The organism is Pseudomonas sp. MWU13-3659 (assembly GCF_023757525.1).
Classification (GTDB): domain Bacteria; phylum Pseudomonadota; class Gammaproteobacteria; order Pseudomonadales; family Pseudomonadaceae; genus Aquipseudomonas; species Aquipseudomonas entomophila_E.
In genome coordinates this window covers 1-18406 of sequence record NZ_JAMSHW010000002.1, presented here as the reverse complement: position 1 = coordinate 18406, position 18406 = coordinate 1, and the positions used below count along the sequence as shown (strand labels likewise).

The 18406-nt window shown below is 60.0% G+C and carries 20 protein-coding genes; 11 read left to right on the top strand and 9 right to left on the bottom strand.

What is annotated here, in order from left to right; genetic code table 11:
* Positions 1-5: 5 nt before the first annotated feature.
* Positions 6-635, bottom strand: coding sequence for a LysE family translocator (locus NGM28_RS02530; protein WP_213660486.1), 630 nt, complete (start codon positions 633-635; stop codon positions 6-8).
* Positions 636-763: 128 nt separating this feature from the next.
* On the opposite strand from NGM28_RS02530, the gene NGM28_RS02525 reads away from it, so the two are divergent.
* Positions 764-1243, top strand: coding sequence for a GNAT family N-acetyltransferase (locus NGM28_RS02525; protein WP_248919532.1), 480 nt, complete (start codon positions 764-766; stop codon positions 1241-1243).
* A gap of 630 nt (positions 1244-1873) precedes the next feature.
* Here NGM28_RS02525 and NGM28_RS02520 read toward each other — a convergent pair.
* Both NGM28_RS02520 and NGM28_RS02515 read right to left on the bottom strand, forming a co-directional pair.
* The gene (locus tag NGM28_RS02520) at positions 1874-2587 is read right to left on the bottom strand and encodes a DUF4225 domain-containing protein (protein WP_240063193.1); all 714 of its coding nucleotides are present in this window, start codon (positions 2585-2587) and stop codon (positions 1874-1876) included.
* Positions 2584-3069: an Hcp family type VI secretion system effector gene (locus tag NGM28_RS02515; protein WP_252088576.1), complete on the bottom strand. Its 486-nt coding sequence runs from the start codon at positions 3067-3069 to the stop codon at positions 2584-2586. Before NGM28_RS02515 ends, NGM28_RS02520 begins: the two co-directional genes overlap by 4 nt.
* A gap of 190 nt (positions 3070-3259) precedes the next feature.
* Here NGM28_RS02515 and NGM28_RS28775 point away from each other — a divergent pair, with 190 nt between their 5' ends.
* On the top strand, positions 3260-3985 hold the full coding sequence (locus NGM28_RS28775) for a CPBP family intramembrane glutamic endopeptidase (RefSeq protein ID WP_252088575.1): 726 nt from the start codon (positions 3260-3262) through the stop codon (positions 3983-3985).
* A 76-nt stretch (positions 3986-4061) separates the two neighbouring features.
* On the opposite strand, the gene NGM28_RS02505 is transcribed toward NGM28_RS28775, so the two are convergent.
* Positions 4062-4364: a DUF3077 domain-containing protein gene (locus NGM28_RS02505; RefSeq protein ID WP_252088574.1), complete on the bottom strand. Its 303-nt coding sequence runs from the start codon at positions 4362-4364 to the stop codon at positions 4062-4064.
* A gap of 440 nt (positions 4365-4804) precedes the next feature.
* Here NGM28_RS02505 and NGM28_RS02500 point away from each other — a divergent pair, with 440 nt between their 5' ends.
* The 8 genes from NGM28_RS02500 to NGM28_RS02465 all read left to right on the top strand — a co-directional run bounded on the left by NGM28_RS02500 (position 4805) and on the right by NGM28_RS02465 (position 14515).
* Complete coding sequence (locus NGM28_RS02500; RefSeq protein WP_252088573.1) at positions 4805-5710, top strand: AraC family transcriptional regulator; 906 nt, start codon at positions 4805-4807, stop codon at positions 5708-5710.
* A 263-nt stretch (positions 5711-5973) separates the two neighbouring features.
* Positions 5974-7284 (top strand): ABC transporter substrate-binding protein, encoded by a 1311-nt coding sequence (locus tag NGM28_RS02495; protein WP_240063188.1) that lies wholly within the window; start codon positions 5974-5976, stop codon positions 7282-7284.
* A gap of 70 nt (positions 7285-7354) precedes the next feature.
* A complete protein-coding gene (locus tag NGM28_RS02490; RefSeq protein WP_252088572.1) occupies positions 7355-8278 on the top strand; it encodes a carbohydrate ABC transporter permease in 924 nt (307 codons plus the stop codon).
* Between the two features lie 10 nt (positions 8279-8288).
* Entirely contained in the window at positions 8289-9122 is an 834-nt protein-coding gene (locus tag NGM28_RS02485; RefSeq protein ID WP_028692024.1) for a carbohydrate ABC transporter permease, read from the top strand.
* 176 nt (positions 9123-9298) lie between these two features.
* Complete coding sequence (locus NGM28_RS02480; RefSeq protein ID WP_252088571.1) at positions 9299-10411, top strand: ABC transporter ATP-binding protein; 1113 nt, start codon at positions 9299-9301, stop codon at positions 10409-10411.
* Between the two features lie 143 nt (positions 10412-10554).
* On the top strand, positions 10555-12030 hold the full coding sequence (locus NGM28_RS02475) for a mannitol dehydrogenase family protein (protein WP_252088570.1): 1476 nt from the start codon (positions 10555-10557) through the stop codon (positions 12028-12030).
* 16 nt (positions 12031-12046) lie between these two features.
* On the top strand, positions 12047-13537 hold the full coding sequence (xylB, locus tag NGM28_RS02470) for a xylulokinase (RefSeq protein WP_252088569.1): 1491 nt from the start codon (positions 12047-12049) through the stop codon (positions 13535-13537).
* A 33-nt stretch (positions 13538-13570) separates the two neighbouring features.
* Positions 13571-14515, top strand: a complete 945-nt coding sequence (locus NGM28_RS02465; RefSeq protein WP_252088568.1) for a carbohydrate kinase family protein — start codon at positions 13571-13573, stop codon at positions 14513-14515.
* Between the two features lie 427 nt (positions 14516-14942).
* On the opposite strand, the gene NGM28_RS02460 is transcribed toward NGM28_RS02465, so the two are convergent.
* On the bottom strand, positions 14943-15206 hold the full coding sequence (locus NGM28_RS02460) for a hypothetical protein (protein ID WP_252088567.1): 264 nt from the start codon (positions 15204-15206) through the stop codon (positions 14943-14945).
* A gap of 740 nt (positions 15207-15946) precedes the next feature.
* On the opposite strand from NGM28_RS02460, the gene NGM28_RS02455 reads away from it, so the two are divergent.
* Positions 15947-16387 carry a hypothetical protein gene (locus NGM28_RS02455; RefSeq protein WP_252088566.1) on the top strand — a complete coding sequence of 147 codons (441 nt, stop codon included), beginning with the start codon at positions 15947-15949 and terminating at the stop codon, positions 16385-16387.
* Between the two features lie 122 nt (positions 16388-16509).
* On the opposite strand, the gene NGM28_RS02450 is transcribed toward NGM28_RS02455, so the two are convergent.
* From NGM28_RS02450 to NGM28_RS02435, 4 genes are all read right to left on the bottom strand, one after another.
* Complete coding sequence (locus tag NGM28_RS02450) at positions 16510-16797, bottom strand: hypothetical protein (RefSeq protein WP_252088565.1); 288 nt, start codon at positions 16795-16797, stop codon at positions 16510-16512.
* A 204-nt stretch (positions 16798-17001) separates the two neighbouring features.
* Positions 17002-17289 carry a hypothetical protein gene (locus tag NGM28_RS02445; RefSeq protein WP_252088564.1) on the bottom strand — a complete coding sequence of 96 codons (288 nt, stop codon included), beginning with the start codon at positions 17287-17289 and terminating at the stop codon, positions 17002-17004.
* 437 nt (positions 17290-17726) lie between these two features.
* Complete coding sequence (locus tag NGM28_RS02440; protein ID WP_252088563.1) at positions 17727-18014, bottom strand: hypothetical protein; 288 nt, start codon at positions 18012-18014, stop codon at positions 17727-17729.
* The coding region (locus NGM28_RS02435) for a DUF4225 domain-containing protein (protein ID WP_252088562.1) at positions 18011-18406 on the bottom strand (396 nt) is incomplete at its 5' end. The genes NGM28_RS02435 and NGM28_RS02440, both read right to left, overlap by 4 nt.

Here is an 18406-nt window from a genome sequence, read left to right as displayed (position 1 = left end):
TTGCTTCAGGAAAACGCCGATTCTACAAACAGCAGCGGATACAGTGAAATCACCAGCAACACGGCCATCAGGACATTGAACAGCACCACCGCGCGCGGGTTGCGCAACAGGTTGCGCAGCGCACTGCCGAACATCACCCAGATCCCCACGCTAGGCAGGTTCACCAGGGCGAACACCGCCGCGATGACGATGACGTTGTACACATAACCCTGGGCCGGTGTGTAGGTGGTGATCGCCCCCACCGCCATCACCCAGGCCTTGGGGTTGACCCACTGGAACGCCGCCGCGCCCCAGAAACCCAGCGGTTTGCGGCCACTGGCCGTATCACCGGACATCGGCCCGGAGGTGGCGATCTTCCAGGCCAGGTACAACAGGTACGCGGCGCCCGCATAGCGCAGGATGCTGTACAGCGGCGGCCAGGCCTTGAACACCTCGCCCAGCCCCAGGCCCACCGCCAGCACCAGCACCATGAACCCGACACTGATCCCCAACGCATGGGGGATGGTGCGACGCACCCCGAAATTCACCCCCGAGGCCAGCAACATGGTGTTGTTCGGGCCGGGGGTGATGGACGAGACGAAGGCGAACAGCACGAAGGCGCTGAGCAGGTCGAGAGAGGCAAGCATGGCGGGCATTTCCGTTTTCTGGTTATCGTGTGGCCACACTAACGGAGCCCGGCGAAACTCGACCGGTACAGTTTGTGAAAATTGCACAGATACACATTACTGATACGGTCCGTAGCCTTTTACAAGGAAGACACGCCATGAGCCTGACCATCCGCCCTGCGGTGCGCGGCGACGCCCAGCAGATTCTTGCCTTCATCACCGAACTGGCCGACTACGAACGCGCACGCCACGAAGTGGTGGCGACCCTCACCGATATCGAGCACAGCCTGTTCGACGAAGGCAGCACCGTGCGCAGCCTGATGTGCGAGCGCGATGGCCAGGCCATTGGCTTTGCCGTGTACTTCTACAGCTATTCCACTTGGCTGGGGCGCAATGGTATTTACCTGGAAGACCTCTACGTGACGCCCGAGCAACGCGGTGACGGCGCCGGTCGCAAGCTGCTGCGGCACATCGCCCGCGAGGCGCTGGCGAACAACTGCGGGCGCCTGGAGTGGAGCGTGCTGGACTGGAACGAGCCGGCGATCGGCTTCTACCAGTCGCTGGGGGCGCAGCCGCAGGATGAATGGGTGCGCTACCGGTTGGATGGCGAGCGGTTGCGGCAGTTTGCCGAAGGGTGATGCATGCGGGTCGCGGAATAATCGTATCCATCTGATTTTTCACGATTTCTGTAGGAGCGGCTTTAGCCGCGATCACCCGCAAGGCGGGTGCCTGACACCGCGTTGCCTGCATCGCGGCTAAAGCCGCTCCTACAGAGGGCTCTGTTCTCCACGTGACAACGCAGCCTTCCCGGCCTGCGCCACCCTGTAGGAGCGGGCTTGCCCCGCGATCACCGGCATAGCCGGTGCCATGCAGCACACGTATTAGGTATTACCCCTACCATATTGTCCAGCGATGAAAGGCAGTCATCAACAAGCTGAAGATCACAAAAACGACGTATTCGAACATTGAAATTTCCTCCAGCTGTATAGATGTCACACCCCACACTCACCTAACATGGAAAACATGAAAAATAATCATGCCCACACATACCGTCATCACCGCATAGAAATTCCACACAAAGCCTGCCCCATAATCAAACGAAAATACCACCACCCCCTTCCCACCAAAGACCCCCACATAAATTGCGCTCATTGCCATACCATAAAGGTTAGATAAAACTCCAACCACCCTAGTACTTAGAGAGCGCCGCCACAAGAAACGGGAGACACCAACATCAACCAAGACAAGCATACACAAACTAAACCACGTCACTCTTTGTACTCATCATAAAGCTGGTATCCCGTATTTCCGTTCACTGCTCCCTCAATGAAAACCCCGCCCTTGCTCATCTGTCGGACAGCCGCTTCTTTATCCACCCGATAATATTTGAATAGCCGCCAAGCGTCAGGTCGCAGCACAGGCCTAAAAAGTATACCTATTGACAAAGCCATATCACTACCCAGATAAGCTATATCTCCCCCACGTTCGCCATAACCCAGGGCTTTTGAAGCACTCTGATAGGCCGCCCTTACAGGACCTCGAACATTCTCACGCTCCTCATAGAGGCCCCTGGAATTCTCATAAATATTGTTCGCCCCATGCGCAAGTAGAGAGCTCCCGCCGAATGCACATAACAACCCCGCTGACCCATAGCAGATACCCGCACCTGTCAGTACCTGACCGACACCCCCCACTACACCCATGGCCTGCATCAGAATGCGACGATTTTGAGATTGGATATATACACTTTCTTTTTTAAGGGACTCCAACCCTTCATCCGGACTGACTCTTCGCTCATAAACATCTTCCACCACCCGCTTTGCGTAATACGCCAGCTCCCGATTGAACTGCATCCGCAACCGCCGGTCCTGCAAATGCCGAGCGCTGACACCACAACCATAACTAATCAATCGAGAGGCCGTTGCATTGACCTCCCAGAACGCTTCATCCAGCCGCAGGTCAAATTCATCCTTCTGCTTCATGACTGCTCCCCCCACGAGGCGTGCCCACTGGTACCGGCCGCGTGATGAATCCAGCTGATGGTGCGATAGCGGATGTACAGCCGCTCTTCGGTTTCCTGATCCGTCATCAGCACCGCATGGGGTACGTCGATGTCCTGAGTCACGATCAACGCGTCCTCGAGCCTGACGGAGAAGTACTTTTCCCGGTGCCCTGCCGGGTGCATGCGATAGAAGTGGATATCGCAGTCGACCACCTCCCGACCATCCACCGCCTGGCCAAGCAGGGGCGAGGCCTTGTCGACGAGTTTGGTGACGATTACCGGATGGTGGGTACTGCGTATGGCATTGATGGGGTTGGAGAGGCTGTGATTGAACGAGAGCACCATGATCTCGTCGCCGTGCCCCGCCTGGCACTTGTTACCGATGGACGCCTGGGAACCGCAGCCTGCCGAAATCAGGCCTTGAAGCTTGCCGGTGATGCGCATGTAGCCGTAATAAGCCAAGGGGTCGACTCCTTGTTGACCAAGCATGCAGGCTACGGGCTCGACCCCGCCGTGTATGCCAGCTGCGTCTGAAATTGCCGGCCCGTTTCTACACAGGATGTTTATCCCAGTTGCATCCACCACGGCGCACGTTGATCTCCCGCCCCCAGCCCATCATCATGCGCGGCCAACCTTCGACAAGGACCGTTCCGTGCACGCCGCAACCACGCCCAATCCCGCATTCGCCTCCCAACCCGACTACCACCTCTTCAAACGCATCGGCCTGCTGCTGCTGGCCATCGCACTTTATGTGCTTGGGAACATGCTGGCGGGGGTCCAGGCCGCGCTGCAAAGTGCAACCTTCACCCTCGACAACCAGACCCTAATGCTGGGCATCGGCTATGCCGGCATCGCCCTGCTCCTGCTGTTCTGCCTGCAAAACCGCAAGCAAGGCATCGTGCGCACCTTCGCAGGCCATAGCTTCAGACGCCCGTTGCTCAATGGCGTCCTGGCCATCGTTGCCGCCTACGCCCTGTGCATCGCCAGCATGAAGGCCTTCGACATACCGGAAGAGCCGTTCATGGTGACGTTCTTCGATGGCCTGGATAAGCGCCAGATCATCCTGCTCAGCCTGAGCGTGGCGCTGTTCCCGCCGCTGACCGAAGAGCTGCTGTTCCGCCACTTCCTCATACGCCTGCTGCCCTGGGAGCGCGGCCAGCTCCTCAAGTACACCGCCATCCTTGGAAGCGCGCTGCTGTTCGCCGCCATCCACAGCCAGTACCAGAACCTGATCACCCTGGTGCTGATGTTCGCCGTTGGCGTCATTCTGGCTGTCACCCGCATCGCCAGTGGCGGCCTGCTGGTGCCGATGCTGGTGCATGCCAGCGCTTCGGTGACCGCCCTCGCCTGCCACGCCCTGTTCCAGGCGACCCGCTGACCAGGCATGAAAAAGCCGCTTGCGAACGAGTCGGAAGCGGCGGGTGTGAACTGTTTTTACTGCGGGCTTGGCATCATCACTCGCGCTCACCCTTGCCAGCCTGGTTGCCCGGCAATTGCCCATCGATCATCGCCTTGGCCATGCCACTGAGGTAGTACGTGGCGCGCATCAGCGTCTGTGCCTCTTTCGGCTTGCTCAATGCCTGGTACGTCAGCCCGGTGATGCAGCCCAGGATGATGGATGTTTCCTGCAGCACGTCCTCCGTCGGCAACCCTGGGATCGCCTGCACCCAGTCGCGCACCGAACGCCGTTTGGTGCGCTCGACCAGGCTGATGATTTTCGGGTCCCCAGTGCCCTTCGCTTGCTCGTCCTTGTCCATGACTTCACCCCCAAGAAAAAGAAAGAGCCCGCCGCGTTTCACCCTCCAGGGCCCCCGGACCAGACCGCGCGATCCTTGCACGGCGTTCTGCCCAGAAGCCCGGCCGCCCCCGGACGGTGAAACACGGCGGGCAGGGCGAGACTAAAGCGCGTATCCACCTGCGACAACGGCGAAAGGGGGGAAATGGCCCCTTTAGGAAAAGGACTACACGAACATCGGAAGAATGGCTGTAGGACCTACAGCATTGGCGAGGGTTATGGCCAGCGGAAGCCCCAGGTAACAAGGTCATTTCGTCAGTGAGGACAGCTGCGCGGCCGTTCGCCGGCAAAGCCGGCTCCTACAGGGGCGGCGTTGGCGTTGGAGAATCTCGCAAGGGCAGCTCCCTCTGCTTGAGCGCTTCAGGCTACGATGGCACCTCGCACCCAGGCCCAGCCACCGCCATGCCCAGAACGAGCAAAGTCACCGACCCGTCCTACGAGTTGATGGACGACCACGAAGGCGCCTCGCTGATCTACCGCCAGCACGGCTTCCCCAGCCCGCTGGTGCGCTGGCACTTCCACAAGGAGTACGAGCTGCACCTGATCGTCGCCAGTTCCGGCAAGGTGTTCATCGGCGACTACATCGGCAACTTCGGCCCCGACACGCTGTTTCTGACAGGCCCCAACCTGCCGCACAACTGGATCAGCCAGGTCGGCCCCGACGAGGTGGTGGGCAAGCGCGACATGCTGGTCAACTTCACCGACGAAGTGCTCGAGGACGGCAGCCAGGTGTTCTCCGAGCTCACCCAACTCACCCCGCTGCTGGCCCGGGCGCGCTATGGCATCGAATTTCGCGACCCGGCACTGATCCGCGAGAGCCGCCACCTGCTGCAACGTATCGCCGACAGCCGCGGCATGGCCCGGCTAGGATACTTTTTTATCCTCATGGAGCAGCTGGCCGCCTGCGACGATTACCAGCTGCTGTCCACCGTTACCTCCTCGCAGCTGGCCGACGAGCACAACGTCGAGCGTATCAACCGGGCGGTGGACTACATCTTCCAGCACTACGCCCAGGACCTGAGCCAGAACGAAGTGGCCGAGCACCTGGGCATGACCCCTACCTACTTCTCACGCTTCTTCAAGCAGGCCGCCGGGCGTGGCTTCGTCGAGTTCGTCAACCGGCTGCGGGTGAGCAAGTCCTGTGAGCTGCTGGCCAAGGGCGAGCTGCCGGTGACCGAGGTGTGCTTCGAGTCAGGGTTCAGCAACCTGTCGAACTTCAACCGGCGCTTTTTGCAGCTCAAGGGCATGACCCCCTCCGACTACCGCAGCCTGGTGGCCCAGCGCCTGACCGAGCAGAACCGCGCCTGAATAGATGGCGCGATTCCTGTAGGAGCCGGCCTTGCCGGCGAACACCGGCACAGCCGGTGCCAACCACCGCACCGTCCGCTTCGCCAGCAAGGCTGGCTCCTACAGTGTGGTGTCTGCCGCAATAGCGCGGCCCCACCCGTTAGCGCAAAAAAGTATCAGCCAAGGTGCAGGCGAGGCTTTGTCGGCATCGCCGTGCGCGGGTGTAATCAGCAGCGAGCGACACAAAAACAATAACGTCTTCCGCCCCCAAGGGGAGTTCACCGATGAACGACTCGATCAAGGCCTGCCTGGCCGCCGCCTGCCTCAGCCTGCCGCTGCATGCCCAGGCCAGCGAAACCCTGACCATCGCCACGGTCAACAACAACGACATGATCCGCATGCAGCGCCTGGCCAAGGTGTTCGAGCAACAGCACCCGGGCATCCAGCTCAAGTGGGTGGTCCTCGAAGAGAACGTGCTGCGCCAGCGCCTGACCACTGATATCGCCACCCAGGGCGGCCAGTTCGACGTGCTGACCATCGGCATGTACGAAGCCGCGCTGTGGGGCGCCAAGGGCTGGCTGGCACCGATGACCGACCTGCCAGCCGACTACAACCTCGACGACGTGTTCCCCTCGGTGCGCAACGGCCTGTCGGCCAACGGCACCCTGTACGCCCTGCCCTTCTACGCCGAAGCCTCGATCACCTACTACCGCAAGGACCTGTTCCAGCAGGCCGGGCTGAGCATGCCCGAGCAACCCACCTGGACCCAGCTCGGCGAGTTCGCCGCCAAACTCAACCACCCCGACCAGGGCCAGTACGGCATTTGCCTGCGCGGCAAGGCCGGCTGGGGCGAGAACATGGCGCTGATCGGCACCGTGGCCAACGCCTTCGGCGCGCGCTGGTTCGATGAGCAATGGAAACCCGAGTTCAGCGGCAGCGAGTGGAAGAACGCGCTGAATTTCTATGTGAATACCCTCAAGCAATACGGCCCGCCCGGCGCCTCCAGCAACGGCTTCAACGAAAACCTCGCGCTGTTCAACAGCGGCAAGTGCGCGATGTGGGTCGATGCCAGCGTCGCCGGCTCGTTCGTCACCGACAAGACCCAGAGCAAGGTCGCCGACCAGGTCGGCTTCACCTTCGCCCCCAGGGAAGTCACCGACAAGGGTGCCACCTGGCTGTATTCCTGGGCGCTGGCGATCCCCACCAGTTCCAAGGCCAAGGACGCAGCCAGGACCTTCGCCACCTGGGCCACCTCCGAAGCCTACGGCAAGCTGGTGGCCGAGCAGGAAGGCGTGGCCAACGTGCCGCCCGGCACCCGCGCCTCGACCTACAGCGACGCGTACCTGGCCGCCGCGCCGTTCGCCAAGGTCACGCTGGAATCGCTCAAACGCGTCGACCCCAACCATCCCACCCTCAAGCCCGTGCCCTACGTGGGCATTCAACTGGTGACCATCCCCGAGTTCCAGGCCATCGGCACCCAGGTCGGCAAGCTGTTCGCCGCCGCGCTGACCGGGCAGATGAAAGTGGACCAGGTGCTGGCCTCGGCCCAGCAGTCCACCGAACGCGAGATGAAGCGCGCCGGTTACCCCAAGTAGCCCATACCGCCGCCTACCGCGCCGAACCCCGGCGCGGTGACCACCCCTTTGCGCTGCACACGGAGTCGCCATGAACACATCGGCCCTCGACACCCCGAGCCTCGCCACCGCGCGCCCCGGCAAACGCCGCGTCGGCCCCGGCTGGTTCCTGGTCAGCCCTTCGGTGGCGCTGCTGCTGTTGTGGATGGTCGTGCCCCTGGGCATGACCCTGTATTTCTCGCTGATCCGCTACAACCTGCTGTATCCCGGCGAAAACGCGTTCGTCGGCCTTGAGAACTTCAGCTTCTTCGTCACCGACGCCGGCTTCATGCCCGGCGCCCTCAACACCCTGACCCTGGTCGGCAGCGTGCTGGCGATCAGCGTAGTGCTCGGCGTGCTGATTGCCGCGCTGCTGGAGGCCGGCGAGTTCTGGGGCCGCGGCGTGGTGCGGGTGTTGCTGATCTCGCCGTTCTTCATCATGCCCACGGTCAGCGCGCTGCTGTGGAAGAACCTGATCTTCCACCCGGTGTCGGGCATCCTCGCCGCCGTGTGGCGCTTGTTCGGCGCGCAGCCGGTGGACTGGCTGGCGCACTACCCGCTGCTGTCGATCATCCTGATCGTGTCGTGGCAGTGGCTGCCGTTCGCCATCCTGATTTTGATGACCGCCATGCAGTCGCTGGACCAGGAACAGAAGGAAGCCGCGCGCCTGGATGGCGCAGGCCCCTTGGCGATCTTCTGGCACCTGACCCTGCCGCACCTGGCCCGGCCCATTGCCGTGGTGGTGATGATCGAGACGATCTTTTTGCTCTCGGTGTTCGCCGAGATCTTCACCACCACCAGCGGCGGCCCGGGTTACGAATCCACCAACCTCGCCTACCTGATCTACAACCAGGCGCTGCTGCAGTTCGACGTCGGGATGGCCTCTGCCGGTGGCCTGATCGCCGTGCTGATCGCCAATATCGCCGCCATCGTGCTGGTCCGCATGATCGGCAAGAACCTCACCGCGCGCAGCTGAGGAGCCCGCCATGCTGACACTCAAGCAAACCCGCACCCTGAAGAACGCGCTGCTCGGCCTGCTGTGCTGGGCCATCGCCCTGGTGATCTTCTTCCCGATTTTCTGGATGCTGCTGACCAGCTTCAAGACCGAGCTGGACGCCTTCGCCACGCCGCCGCAGTTCCTCTTCGCGCCGACGCTGGAGAACTACCTGCACATCAACGAGCGCAGCGACTACTTCGCCTACGCCTGGAACTCGGTGCTGATTTCGTTCTCGGCGACCCTGCTGTGCATGCTGATCGCGGTGCCGGCGGCCTACTCGATGGCCTTCTTCGAGACCCGCCACACCAAACGCACGCTGCTGTGGATGCTGTCGACCAAGATGCTGCCGCCGGTGGGCGTCTTGATGCCGATCTACCTGCTGGCCAAGCAGTTCGGCCTGCTGGATTCGCGCCTGGCGCTGATCATCGTCTACACCCTGATCAACCTGCCGATCGTGGTGTGGATGGTGTACACCTACTTCAAGGACATCCCCGTGGACATCCTCGAGGCCGCGCGGCTGGACGGCGCCGGCACCTGGCAGGAGATCGTCCGCGTGCTGTTGCCGATCGCCCGCGGCGGGCTGGCCTCGACCTTGCTGCTGTCGTTGATCCTGTGCTGGAACGAGGCGTTCTGGTCACTGAACCTGACCTCGTCCGCCGCCGCGCCGCTAACGGCGTTGGTGGCTTCCTATTCGAGCCCTGAAGGGCTGTTCTGGGCCAAGCTCTCGGCCGTCTCGACCCTGGCCTGCGCGCCGATCCTGATCTTTGGCTGGATCAGCCAGAAGCAGTTGGTGCGTGGGCTTTCGTTTGGGGCTGTGAAATGACTCCGCTATCCGGGGCTGCTTTGCAGCCCTTTCGCGGCACAAGGCCGCTCCTACAGGGGCGCGCGATCTCCTGTAGGAGCGGCCTTGCGCCGCGAAAGGACCGCGAAGCGGTCCCGGCATCAGCAGCCTTCACACATTCCCAAAGGCCTTACCCCATTCCCCTGAAGGACACCCCCATGGCTGACCTGAAAATCCGCAACCTGCACAAAGGCTTCGATGGCCACGCCATCATCAAGGGCATCGACCTGGACGTGCGCGACCGCGAGTTCGTGGTGTTCGTCGGCCCCTCCGGCTGCGGCAAGTCCACCCTGCTGCGCCTGATCGCCGGCCTCGAAGAGGCCAGCGGCGGCAGCATCACCCTCGACGGCGCCGACATCACCGACACCGCCCCGGCCAAGCGCGACCTGGCCATGGTGTTCCAGACCTACGCCCTGTACCCGCACATGACCGTGCGCAAGAACCTGTCATTCGCCCTGGACCTGGCCGGTGTCGGCAAGCAGGAAGTCACCGCCAAGGTCGACAACGCCGCGCGCATCCTCGAGCTGCAACCGCTGCTCGAACGCAAGCCCCGCCAGCTCTCCGGCGGCCAGCGCCAGCGGGTGGCGATCGGCCGGGCGATCGTGCGCAATCCGAAAATTTTCCTGTTCGACGAACCGCTGTCCAACCTCGACGCCGCCCTGCGCGTGCAGATGCGCCTGGAGCTGGCGCGCCTGCACCAGGAGCTGGCGGCGACCATGATCTACGTGACCCATGACCAGGTTGAAGCGATGACATTGGCCGACAAGGTGGTGGTACTCAATGGCGGACGCATCGAGCAGGTCGGCTCGCCGCTGGAGCTGTATCACCACCCGGCCAACCTGTTTGTCGCGGGGTTTCTGGGGACGCCGAAGATGGGCTTCTTGCGTGGGCATCTGAGCCGCAACCAGGGCAACCAGTGCGAGGTCGCGCTTGAGTGCGGTGCCCGTATCGCCTTGCCGTTGTGTGCCGGGGAGTTGCATACCGGTAGCCAGGTGACGCTGGGGATTCGTCCCGAGCACCTGAACATCGACCGAGCCGGGCAAGGTACCCAAGGCTCATTGCAAGTGACTGCCGATGTCAGCGAACGGCTGGGTAGCGACAGCTATTGCCATGTGCGCGCCGCCTCCGGGGAGATGCTGACCGTGCGGGTGCGTGGGGACTTTGCGCCGGGGTTTGGCGAGGTGTTGGAGCTGAGCTTCGATCCCGCTCATTGCCACCTGTTCGACAGTAATGGACAGGCGCTCGACAAGCGTTTGCAGCAAGTGGCCTGAAGTGTTCGGCGGGAGGGTTTTGGCGCCTATCAGATCGAGCGCCGCACCAGCGGCGCTCGATCCCAAGAACGCTACAAGGCTCCCGCCAAGCCCCCCAACGCCATCACACGATCCACACATGACTTCAAAAGGGATGCCCCCGGATGAAACTGAACCACCCCAACCTCCACCACCTCCCCCCCACCGTCGCCCGCCCCAGCTACGACCTCGCCCAACTACGCCAGGGCATCGTCCACATCGGCGTCGGCGGCTTCCACCGCGCCCATCAGGCCGCCTACACCGACGCCCTGATGAACTGCGGCGAAGGCCTCGACTGGGCCATCTGCGGCGTCGGCTTGCGCTACGAAGACCGCGCCATGCGCGACGCCCTGGCCGGCCAGGACCACCTCTACACCCTGTTCGAACTGGGTGACCAGCCCGACACCAAGGTGCGCGTGATCGCCGCCATCAACGGCATGCTGCTGGCCGAGGACGGCGCCGAACCCCTGCTGGCCAAACTGACCGAACCCAATATCCGCATCGTCTCGCTGACCATCACTGAAGGCGGCTACTGCATCGACGACAGCACCGGCGAGTTCCGCGCCGACCTGCCGCAAATCCAGCACGACCTGGCCAACCCGCAATCCCCGCAAAGCGTCTTCGGCTACCTCTGCGAAGCCCTGCGCCGCCGCCGCACTGCCGGCACCGGCCCGTTCACCGTGATGTCCTGCGACAACCTCCCGCACAACGGCGACGTCGCCCGCAAGGCCCTGCTGGCCTTCGCCCTGCGCCTCGACCCCGACCTGGCCGGCTGGATCGCCAGCCACGTCAGCTTCCCCAACGCCATGGTCGATCGCATCACCCCGATGACCAGCCCCGCCCACCGCCAGCAACTGCGCGAACGCCACGGCGTCGACGATGCCTGGCCGGTGGTGTGCGAGCCGTTTTTGCAATGGGTGGTGGAAGACAACTTCGTCGCCGACCGCCCGGCTTGGGAAAAGGTCGGGGTGCAGTTCACTCGCGACGTCACCCCCTATGAAGAAATGAAGATCAAGCTGCTCAACGGCAGCCACCTGGCCCTCACCTACCTGGGCTTTTTGCAAGGCTACCGCTTCGTCCACGAAACCCTCGCCGACCCGCTGCTGCGCCGCTACATGCGCACCTTCATGGACCAGGACGTGACCCCGCAACTGGCCCCGGTACCCGGCATCGATCTTGAGCGCTACAAGCAAAGCCTCAGCGAACGCTTCGCCAACCGCGCCATCGCCGACCAGCTGGAGCGCGTGTGCTCCGACGGCTCGTCGAAGTTCCCCAAGTTCATCGTGCCCACCGCCAACCGCCTGATCGCCGACGGCAAGCCGCTGGAGCGCGTGGCCCTGGTGGTGGCCGCCTGGGCCCTGTACCTGCGCGGCGAAGACGAACACGGCAACCGCTACAGCATCCCCGACCCCCGCGCCGCCGACTGCCAGGCCCGGGTGGTGCAGCGCGACGGCCTGGCCGCCCGGGTGCTGGGCGACGAGGCGATCTTCGGCAGCGCTATCCCCGCGTCCAAGGCTTTCGTCAGCGCCTTCGAGCGCCTGTATGACAGCTTGCGCGAAGTCGGCGTGAGTGAAACCCTGCGCCAGGTCCTCGGCGACTGACACGGAGTGTTTCGAAATGGACGGATTGTTCCTCGGCATCGACTGCGGCACCCAGGGCACCAAGGCCCTGGTGCTGGACGCCGGCAGCGGCCAGGTGCTCGGCCTGGGCAGCGCCGCCCACGCACCACCCCAAGGTCGTGATGGCAGGCGTGAACAGGACCCCGCCGACTGGCTGCACGCCCTGCGCGCGGCGGTGGCCGTGGCATTGCGAGAAGCCGGCGTGGATGGCCGGGCGATCCGCGCACTGGCGGTGTCCGGCCAGCAACACGGCCTGGTGATGCTCGACGCCCAGGGCCAGGTGCTGCGCCCGGCCAAGCTCTGGTGCGACACCGAGAGCGCGCCCGAGAACCAGGCACTGCTGGATGCCCTTGGCGGCGCGCAAGGCTCGCTCGAACGCCTCGGGCTGGTGATCGCGCCGGGCTATACCCTGTCCAAGCTGCTGTGGACCAAGCGCCAACATCCCGACCTGTTCGCCCGCCTCGCCCATATCCTGCTGCCCCACGACTACCTGAATTACTGGCTGACCGGCCGCGCCTGCAGTGAACCCGGCGACGCCTCCGGCACCGGCTACTACGATGTGCGCCGACGGACCTGGGCGCCTGATGTACTCCAGCACATCGAGCCGGGCGAGCGTCTTTTGGCTGCGCTACCTGAGCTGGTCGAATCCGGCGATTGCCTCGGCACCCTGCGTGAACAGGCCGCCACCGCACTCGGCCTGAGCCCGCAGACCTGGGTGGCCACTGGCGGCGGCGACAACATGCTCGGCGCCATCGGCACCGGCAATATCGCCCCCGGCATGATCACCCTGAGCCTCGGCACCTCCGGCACCCTGGCCGCCTACGCCGACCAGCCCCACGTCAGCGCCCAGGGTGAAGTGGCGACCTTCTGCGCCTCCAGCGGCGGCTGGCTGCCATTGATCTGCACCATGAACCTCACCAGCGCCTGCGCCCTGGTGCGCGACCTGCTGGAACTCGACCTCGACCGTTTCACTGAGCTCGCCGCCCAAGCCCCGATCGGCGCCGACGGCCTGCTGATGCTGCCCTTCTTCGACGGCGAACGCGTGCCCGCCTTGCCCGAAGCCACGGCCAGCCTGCACGGCATGACCAGCGCCAACCTGACCCGCGCCAACCTCTGCCGCGCCGTGCTCGAAGGCACCTGCTTCAGCCTGCGCCATGGCCTCGACCTGCTGCGCGCCAGCGGCCTGCCAAGCAGCGAAATCCGCCTGGTCGGCGGCGCGGCGAAAAGCCCGCTGTGGCGCCAGGTGCTGGCCGACCTGCTCGGTTTGCCGGTGGTGTGCCCCCAACAAACCGAAGCCGCCGCCCTGGGTGCCGCGATCCAGGCCGCCTGGAGCCTGGGCCGGCAGTTTGCTCGGGGCGACAGCCTCAAGACATTGTGCAAGCGCTGCGTGGCGCTGGACGAAAGCACCCGCACCCTGCCCCGCCCTGTGCAGCAAGCTGCGTACGAGGTTGCTTATCGGCGGTATCGGGATCATCTGCCGGCGCGCTGAGCGTCGGCCTCATCTTTTGGATTGGAGAACTGCATGTACCTGGTGTGTGGCGAGACCCTGTTCGATGTCTTCAGCCTGGAAAACAGCAGCCGCAGCAGCGAGCTGGGGTTTACCGCGATTGCCGGCGGATCGCCGTTCAACGTGGCCGTCGGCCTGCGCCGGCTGGGCGTGGCGTCGGCGTTGTTCGGCGGGTTGTCCAGCGACTACCTCGGTGCCCGGCTGCGCCGGGTGCTGGAAGAGGAACGGGTGGACTGCCGCTATGTGGTAACCAGCGATGCGCCGACCACCCTGGCCATGGTCGGGCTGGATGCCAATGGCTCGGCGCAGTATCAGTTTCGCGGTGACGGGTGTGCGGATCGGCAGGTGATGCTGGAGCATCTGCCGGTGTTGGATGAGCGCGTGCGGGGGTTGCATGTGGGCTCGTACACCCTGGTGGTGCAGCCCGTGGCCGATACGCTGATGGCGCTGGTAGAACGCGAGCGCGACCGGCGGCTGATCAGCCTCGATCCGAATGTGCGGCTCAATCCGCAGCCGGATGTGGCATTGTGGCGGCGGCAGGTGGAAGCCTTTGCTGGCCATGCGCATGTGATCAAGGCCAGTGAGGAAGACCTCGCCCTGCTCTATCCAGGCCGAGAAGCACGCGATGTAGCCCGTGGCTGGCTGAACGAACGGTGCAGGTTGGTGTTCGTCACCCACGGTGGCGATGGAGCCAGCGTGCACTGTGCCCACGGATCATGGCAGCGCCCGGCGGAGACCTCGCTACCCGTTCACGACACCGTGGGCGCAGGCGACACCTTCCAAGCGGCCGTGCTCGCCTATCTGGCGCGCCTTGGCGCGGACAGCCCCGCAGGGGTGGTGCTGCTCGACCGGGAAACGGTCGACGCAATACTGGCCCATGCAATCCGAGCCGCTGCGATTACCTGCTCCCGGGTAGGCCCGGATTTGCCCTTTGAACGTGAACTTCCCTCGATCCCCTGAAAACGGCTGCAACACAGATCCCTCAGTTAGCGCCCCCCGTAGGAGCGGCTTTAGCCGCGATGCAGACGACACGGTGCCCGCCCCGGCTACACCGTCGATTCGCAACAGGAGCCTTCTACCCATCCATGGTCTATTGAAGCGCCCCTGGCGCGGCCTGTTACCGCTTCTCACCATGGCTGCTGATATCCCTTGGGCTGGCGCACATCTGCCGGTTCGGGTCCATGTCACAATTAAACTGTCGTTCGTGGTTGTATTGATAAAAACTTGGCGTGCCGCCGCAACCTGCAAGCACCAACGTCAAAGCAATCACACATTTCATGTCAGTTTCCAAACTAGCCAGAACAACTGAACGCCTCCTGATGCAGGAACGCTCATGACGTTCCACACCCCCGGGCATTGACTAGTTTTAGAGCCTACATGAAAAAGCCTATACAAACCAAGCGTGAAACAAAATCATAGCAACACTTATAGCTATCACGACATTCAGCTCCCGCTCAAACCCATCACCGTAGTCAAACGAGTAATTGATCCAACCCGAGCCACCAAACAGCTTCAGATAAATAGCCATCATCACAATACTAAAAAAGCTCATGAGCGTTGCCAGCACTCTCCTGCGGAGCACAAGCTTGGCGAAGCAAAGGGTGAACAAGACATCAAAGCCAATGAAGAATAGCAAACCTGTCATAGTCACTTACTGCACTCTTTACATAGATCATTTGCGGTGAGTGTATTGGCTTAATGCCTTCGCCCCAAGCAGCCTTACTCATCTTACAAATCACCACCGCTAGATGTATCGCCGTGGAACCTTTCGTCACAATGCTTTTTACGATCAGCGACCCTGCTTGCGCTCATACGATCAGCGCAAACGAGTAGCCCAGACATGGAACAGAATCATCGCCAGACAAACGCCTTGGAGCGTCATCAGTTCACGCAAGAAATGATCGCCATAATCAAGTTCAACATGGATCCCCGAACTATTATTTATGACGATAAGGTAGAACCCTCCAACGATCGAAGCAAATAGATAGCTGCATAACTGCCAAACACCTCGCCTCTCCACTAGGAACACCGAGCGCCGCAACCAAAGGGTGAAAAGTACATCCAAAAACACGATCACAAAAAACTGAAAAATGTCACCACACCCTCACTATCCTGTCACGGCCAAAATACTGGCTCAGTCAACCATCCTCGAAGTCAAGGCTCAAACATGAAAAACACCATTGCCGCAGTAAGGAAAATCACGCACGAGAACCTGATTACAACATCACACATAGAAAAAGCACTAACAAAAGCAGATTCATTTCTTGCACACACTCAGCTTCCAATTGAAAAACACTCACCCCATATACTTCTCACTAATCCCACCAACAGCCCAAGCCAAGCATAACCACAGGCACAACATTATTTATAGCGCGAAGAAACAGACCAGCCATGAAACATGACCATGACAAAAACCCCAACATTGACAAATATCAAGTCACGAAAGAAATAATCCCCATAGTCGATTTTCACAAAAAACACGTCATCACCCTTCAAAAGCGTGACATAGAAGCCGCCTATTACAATCGCATGAATATAGGCCAGCATCACAAGGAGCACACTGCTTTTCGTGGAGCACAAGTAGCGTCTGATCAGCAACGTGATTGGCACATCCACGACAATAGCCAGGGCAAACTCAAATACGCTCATTTATTGCATACTTCCTTAAAATGGCATGCCTTGGCGCCGCTCAGTGCTTTACTGCGACTAGAAGGGACTGCTTACGTGCTGGACGATAAGCCATCGCAGCATCGAGATTATCGTGACCGCAAGCCTCGCAAATTAATCCCCAAAGAAATGGCACCACGTCAAATGTCCGCTTCTTGGAGTTAGCTCCCCCTCAGAGCACAGCCCTCCACAAGGTAGGTTTACTCGCGAGAAGCCCGTCTACCTAAATGCGGGAAGGGCCACACAGGTTCAGTACCAACCCGTATAGAGCACGCACAAAGACACAATCATTTGTGACGTATCGTAATAGACCATGCATGAAAAAAAATCATACTTACAGCCCCAACATTAAGCACTATCAAATCTCGGTAAAAATTGTCGCCGTAATCGATCACCACGAAAAATGTTTCGTTGTCTTTCAAGAACGTCACGTAGAGCGCCCCTACCAGGAATGCATGAAGACAGGCCAGTGTATCTCGAAATGCAGTTCTCGCCTCGGTATACAAATAGCGTCTGAGCAGGAGGGTCGTTGGTACATCTACCAGAATCAGCAGCACAAACTCAAATACGCTCATTTCTTATATTCATCAAAAAACTGATAGGCGGCCACACTATTTCCACCCCACAACACCACTAAACTTACTCACCTACCGCACCACCACTTCTCCCAATAACCTTTGCCAAAGTCTCGGATCAATCAACACCTCGCGAGGTGAAAGCCAAAATCTGCTACAGAGCCAGCCCCCACCGCCATAGAAAAATTTATTGACAAGGCCGAATCACTTATGACGGACAGAAATAGTCCATGCATGAAAAAAAACCATGATCAGCGTACCAGCATTCAGCACTATGAGATCTCGATAAAAATTGTCTCCATAGTCAATCCCTACGAAAAATGTCTTATCCTCCTTCAAAACCAGCATATAAAACACCCCCGTTATAAAACCATGCAAATGAGCTAGCACTTCCTGAAACACACTACTCTTTTCAGAGTATAAATACCGCCGAAGCAATAGCGTCACCGGCACATCCACCAGAATCACCAGTACAAACTCAAAGACACTCACCTCTTAGCTTCTTCACTAAACCGATAAGCAACTGCACCACTTGCAAGGTTTTCCAAAGCAGACACGACACCCACCCCAACACTCCGAGCTAAATTAGTCTAAGATGAAAAATCGTCATAACAAAAGAAACAAAAAAGACAATTAACTGATAACTTCCCAACCCCTCTGACCCGCCTACAACAAGCCACCCTCTACCAAGCATTAACGACATATAATTTGCAATCAGAAATACGCAGTAAAGCACTGACACATTAACCCTCCACACAGGGGTATCGACACTGATTCGCCGAAAACACTTGAGACTTACAAAAATATCAAGCACCGAAAAAACAAAAAACATTATCAAACTCACTTACCATACTCTCCGGCAAGTTGATCAAGCGTCAACGCGCCGACATCACGTTCACCATCTAAGTCAGCCCGCCTACAAGGCCCGATCATTTGTAGCGCACCGAAACAGACCATGCGTGAAAGAAAACCATAATAAACACACCAACATTTTGCACTATCAGGTCTCGATAGAAATTATCACCATAATCGATCACCACGAAAAACGTTTTGTCATTTTTTAAAAGCAGCACATAAAACACCCCCATTACAAAGCCATACAAAAGGGCTAGCACTTCCCGAAACACACCACTCGTTTCAGAAAATAAATATCGCCGAAGCAATAACGTCACCGGCACATCCACAAGAACCACGAGCACAAACTCGAATACACTCACTTCTTGAGTTCTTCATTAAATTGGTATGCGGTCGCACCATTTGTAAGCCCCTCCATAAAAACTGCAGATCTACTCATCTGCTTCACCGCCATCTCTTTATCAACGGAATAGTATTTGTAGAGCCTCCATGCATCCGCTTTTAAAACAGGACGAAGCAACGCCCTCAGCGACAGCGTCGCATCGGTGGCCAAGTAGGCTAGCGTGCCTTCACGCTCGGTATACCCCAAACTTTTCGAGATTTCACGGTAGCCTTTTTTTACCGGCCCTTCGACATCATCGCGACCTTCATACAACCCCCTGGCATTCTCATATATGTTGTTTCCTCCATGTGCAATCATTGGAGATCCTAAAGTTGCGCACAACAACCCAAGCGACCCATAACAAATACCGGA

Coding starts and splice junctions, on each gene's coding strand:
- NGM28_RS02530 (WP_213660486.1), bottom strand. CDS start 635: ATGCCCGCCATGCTTGCCTCTCTCGACCTGCTCAGCGCCTTCGTGCTG.
- NGM28_RS02525 (WP_248919532.1), top strand. CDS start 764: ATGAGCCTGACCATCCGCCCTGCGGTGCGCGGCGACGCCCAGCAGATT.
- NGM28_RS02520 (WP_240063193.1), bottom strand. CDS start 2,587: ATGAAGCAGAAGGATGAATTTGACCTGCGGCTGGATGAAGCGTTCTGG.
- NGM28_RS02505 (WP_252088574.1), bottom strand. CDS start 4,364: ATGGACAAGGACGAGCAAGCGAAGGGCACTGGGGACCCGAAAATCATC.
- NGM28_RS02500 (WP_252088573.1), top strand. CDS start 4,805: ATGCCCAGAACGAGCAAAGTCACCGACCCGTCCTACGAGTTGATGGAC.
- NGM28_RS02495 (WP_240063188.1), top strand. CDS start 5,974: ATGAACGACTCGATCAAGGCCTGCCTGGCCGCCGCCTGCCTCAGCCTG.
- NGM28_RS02490 (WP_252088572.1), top strand. CDS start 7,355: ATGAACACATCGGCCCTCGACACCCCGAGCCTCGCCACCGCGCGCCCC.
- NGM28_RS02485 (WP_028692024.1), top strand. CDS start 8,289: ATGCTGACACTCAAGCAAACCCGCACCCTGAAGAACGCGCTGCTCGGC.
- NGM28_RS02480 (WP_252088571.1), top strand. CDS start 9,299: ATGGCTGACCTGAAAATCCGCAACCTGCACAAAGGCTTCGATGGCCAC.
- NGM28_RS02475 (WP_252088570.1), top strand. CDS start 10,555: ATGAAACTGAACCACCCCAACCTCCACCACCTCCCCCCCACCGTCGCC.
- xylB (WP_252088569.1), top strand. CDS start 12,047: ATGGACGGATTGTTCCTCGGCATCGACTGCGGCACCCAGGGCACCAAG.
- NGM28_RS02465 (WP_252088568.1), top strand. CDS start 13,571: ATGTACCTGGTGTGTGGCGAGACCCTGTTCGATGTCTTCAGCCTGGAA.
- NGM28_RS02455 (WP_252088566.1), top strand. CDS start 15,947: ATGAAACATGACCATGACAAAAACCCCAACATTGACAAATATCAAGTC.
- NGM28_RS02450 (WP_252088565.1), bottom strand. CDS start 16,797: ATGAGCGTATTTGAGTTTGTGCTGCTGATTCTGGTAGATGTACCAACG.